Here is a 3,749-nt window from a genome sequence, read left to right as displayed (position 1 = left end):
AATCTTCTGTGGCAGCGATGGAGTCGCGCGGTGCCGAACTGAAAATCTCTACGCTGAAACGCTATGTTGAAGCGCTGGGCGGCGAACTGACGCTGGGTGTAAAAATGCCGGGAGGCGAGCACGTTGATTTGATTGTTTGATTTCACACCACGTAGCGGCGCAATTCATTGCGCCGCTACGGAATGCCGGTGATGTGATGCTGAGCCATACAAACTATTTACCGCGGCTGGCTTCGGCGATGAATTCATTCGCGGTGGCGAAGCCGCGTAAACCGCCGACCAGAACCGACATCAGCTGGGTGCCGACCTGTTTCTCCGTCAGCCCTACCGTGTCGAGCAAATCAAAGATTTCGCGCGGATCGAACAGGATATTCCACAGGAACACCGCCTTGTCGCCAATATCTGGCAGTTCCATCTCCGCCATCGCTTCACGCAACGCCGGGCGCAGCGCGTCGGCCTGCACTAACAGGTATTCCGCGCCTTCCCATAAACGTTCCAGATAGCCGCGACGGTTACGCATCGGCACCATCGCCGCGCCGCGCTCGCGCACCAGTTTGATCCAGTAACGGCTGACTTTTTCCAGCTTGAGTAAGCCACTGCAGCTTTGCTCGAGACTGTAATCCAGCAGCAGTTGCCCCACGTCCTGACGATACGCATTCAGCACCTCTTCTACCGACGTAAACTGACGATAGGCGGTGGCCACGGAGACGCCCGCTTCTGCGGCGATTTCCGTCATGCTTATCGGGGTTTCGGAGCGCTCGAACAAACGGGCTGCTGCCTGAATCAGGTTCTTGCGGTTTCTTTCGGTATCACTGCGCATCGGTTTTCCCGTCATTGTGGGTGTGCTTCCTTAAACGTGCTGATGTTACTTGAAACTGGCCAGGCCGCGCTTCAAACGGCGCACACCTTCAGTAATGGCTTCACTGCTGGCAGCGTAAGAGAGGCGCAAATGCCCTTCGCCCGCCGCGCCGAATTCACTGCCAGGCCGCACCGCGATGCCCTGTTCGCGCAGCAGCGACACCATATCAATCGCCGGAATCGGCAACGAATAGGCCGGGAAGCAATAAAACGCGCCTTCGGGTTCATTCAGCTTCAGCTCTGGAATCGCCGACAATCCTTCCATCATCAGCACGCGACGCTGGCGGTAGACATCATACATACGTTTTACGTCATCTTTACACTGCGTCAGCGCCACCAGCGCCGCACGCTGCACCGCGCTGTTCACCGATCCGTTCACCGTATTGTGCACGCGTGCTGCGGCAGCAATCATCTCCGCCGGTCCCGCCAGATAACCCACGCGCCAGCCGGTCATGGCGTAACTTTTGGAGAAAGTCTGACAGAACAGCGTGCGTCCGGCAAAAGCGGGAATATGCAGCACCGAGGTAAAGGGACGATCGGTAAACACCAGATCGCTATAAGCTTCATCGGCGATCACCAGCGTATCGTGCTGGTTCACCAGTTGGCCGAGCGCTTCTATTTCGGCGCGGCTGTGCACAATGCCAGTCGGATTGCCGGGATTGCAGAACACAAACAGTTTGGCGCCGTCGAGTGCGCTATCCAGACGTTCCAGATCCCAGTGCAAATCCGCGCGGCACGGCATTGGCACGCAGATGCCACCGGCCATATTGACCAAATCCGCATATAGCGAATAGGTTGGATCCGGGATCACCACGCGATCGCCCGGATTGACGATGGAGAGAATCGCCGCCGCAAGACCGGCGGTGCCGCCGTGCGTGACCAGAATTTCACCGGCTTTCACCGCGTTGCCGCTCTGCGCGGACACCTCGTCCGCCAGCGCGCTGCACAAGGCTTTGTCTCCGAGCAGCGGCGCGTAATGGGTGTAACCGGCTTGCAGCGCATCCACTGCCGCTTGCACGATGCGCGGCGGCGTATCGAAATCCGGTTCGCCCATCGCCAGAGAAACCATATCGCCGCTCGACGCGGGTTGCTGCACACGCAGCGAGGTGCGCTCTACACGTAATACCGCCTCGGCGGCTTTAAAATTTTGACTCGACATAAGGATTCCTATTCCGATTTTTCACGTTCGGCCTGGCACGCTGCCGGGGCATTTTTCCAGCGGCTGATCTCCAGATCGCCGGAGAGATCGCGCAGCACCGTCGGCGCGACAATCAGTTCTTCCACCACGGTGCGCGCCGGTAAGCTGGCGCACAGCAGAATGGCTTCGGCCACATCTTCCGGCTGCACCATGCCATCACGAATCGCCTGATCCGGCGGATTGGCGCGGTTATCCATGATTGGCGTGTTCACTTCACCCGGTAAAATGCAGGTTGAGCGGATGCCGTCATTGCGAAAGGTGTTGTGCAGATAGGTCATAAAGTTGCGCACCGCTGCTTTCGCTGCGCCGTAGGCCGCGCCGCCCAGCAGGTTTGGTCGCAGCGCCGCCAGCGAGGAAACGGTGATGATGGTGCCGTTTTTGCGCGCCAGCATGTCGGGCAGCAACGCCTGCGTTAGCAGGAATACCGCTTTCATGTTGACGTCCTGCACCTGATCCCACTCCTCTTCGGCAATCCAGCGCGCATTCAGCGTCTTGCTGGCGCTGCCGGCGTTGTTGACCAGAATATCGACCTGGCCCAGTTCGGCAATCGCCCACGCTACCAGCGCCTCAACCTCGGTTTTTTGCGCGATATCCGCAGCATAAGCCGACACTTTACCGCCCTGCGCGATCAGGCTCGCCGCCACCTCATCCAGCACCGCCTGACGACGTCCCACCAAAATCACATGCGCCCCGCGCGCGGCAAAACCGGCCGCAGCCGCTTTACCAATCCCGCTGCCCGCGCCGGTAATCAGCACCACTTTTCCCGTTAATCTGTCCATGTTTTAGCCTCTTTTAAGGTCATGCAGGTTCACGCCGTAATCACGCAATGCGCCCGCTTCAGTGATGTAACCTTCCTGCACATCCCACAGGATGGCGTTGAGATCGCGCTCGGCTACCGGCATCTTGCCGCCGCCGCCCGGCATTTGAATGGTGACTTCGTCGCCGGGTAACACATCATGGCGTCCAACCGGTTTCGCCAGCGATGCGCCGTTAATCGCCACAACGTTCGGCGCACCCGCCGCCGCGCCTAACACGCCCCCTGCCGCGTGTTTTTGCCGCGAGTAGAACATGCTGTGCGAGAGCGGATATTTGCTGGTGTTGCGAATCACCATGCGCTGCGCCACGCCGCCGCGATAGCGCCCGGCACCGCCCGAATCGGGCACGATGGATTTCTGCAGGAACAGTAGCGGCGTGGCGGATTCAATCAGCTCAACTGGCGTGGAGGACATATTGCCAGGGAAGCCGGTGACAATGCCGTCTGCGGCTGGACGCGCGCCGGTGCCGCCGTTGACGCACAGGCTTTCGACAAAGCGGCGTCCGTCATCGAACTGTCCGGCGAACACGTCGCAGGTGACCGGCGCGCTGCCCGAGTGACCCATCACACGATCCGGCATGATATCGGCCAGCGCGGTGAAAATGGCGGCGTGCGCCATGTGTCCGACGCGGTTACGCATCTCCACCGCACAAGGCGGACGCGCATTGGCAATCGAGCCTTCCGGCGCGGTAACGGTAATGGATTTAAAGCAGCCTTCGTTATTCGGCAGATGCGGCTCAAGCAGGCATTTCAGCGGATAGACGCTGTAGGCATAGGTGAATGACATTGGGCAGTTGCTGCCAAACAGCGATTCCGCCGACGAACCGGCATAATCGATGGTGATGTTGCTGCCATCAACAATCACTGCCACGTTGAGATG

4 protein-coding genes and 1 pseudogene are annotated in these 3,749 nt (G+C 59.3%); 1 reads left to right on the top strand and 4 read right to left on the bottom strand.

The features are described 5' to 3' along the window. Window positions 1-140: pseudogene (locus RTY00_RS21650) on the top strand (transcriptional regulator); the annotation flags it as partial. Between the two features lie 73 nt (window positions 141-213). Here the strand turns inward: RTY00_RS21650 and RTY00_RS21645 are convergent. From RTY00_RS21645 to RTY00_RS21630, 4 genes are all read right to left on the bottom strand, one after another. Next, window positions 214-834, bottom strand: a complete 621-nt coding sequence (locus tag RTY00_RS21645) for a helix-turn-helix domain-containing protein (protein WP_312666151.1) — start codon at window positions 832-834, stop codon at window positions 214-216. 30 nt (window positions 835-864) lie between these two features. Next, a complete protein-coding gene (locus RTY00_RS21640) occupies window positions 865-2,016 on the bottom strand; it encodes a pyridoxal phosphate-dependent aminotransferase (RefSeq protein WP_312666149.1) in 1,152 nt (383 codons plus the stop codon). An 8-nt stretch (window positions 2,017-2,024) separates the two neighbouring features. Beyond that, window positions 2,025-2,834, bottom strand: coding sequence for an SDR family oxidoreductase (locus tag RTY00_RS21635; protein ID WP_312666147.1), 810 nt, complete (start codon window positions 2,832-2,834; stop codon window positions 2,025-2,027). A gap of 3 nt (window positions 2,835-2,837) precedes the next feature. Then, window positions 2,838-3,749 (bottom strand): hydantoinase B/oxoprolinase family protein (locus RTY00_RS21630; RefSeq protein WP_312666145.1); only part of this gene is annotated, 912 nt, incomplete at its 5' end.

Origin of the sequence: Pantoea sp. CTOTU49201, from assembly GCF_032054795.1 — a bacterium.
Classification (GTDB): Bacteria; Pseudomonadota; Gammaproteobacteria; order Enterobacterales; family Enterobacteriaceae; genus Pantoea; species Pantoea symbiotica.
The sequence above is the reverse complement of the archived record's forward strand: the minus strand, read 5'-3'. Positions and strand labels throughout refer to the sequence as shown.

Excerpts from the sequence above, each read along its gene's own strand:
- RTY00_RS21645 (WP_312666151.1), bottom strand. The coding sequence starts at position 834 with ATGACGGGAAAACCGATGCGCAGTGATACCGAAAGAAACCGCAAGAAC.
- RTY00_RS21640 (WP_312666149.1), bottom strand. The coding sequence starts at position 2,016 with ATGTCGAGTCAAAATTTTAAAGCCGCCGAGGCGGTATTACGTGTAGAG.
- RTY00_RS21635 (WP_312666147.1), bottom strand. The coding sequence starts at position 2,834 with ATGGACAGATTAACGGGAAAAGTGGTGCTGATTACCGGCGCGGGCAGC.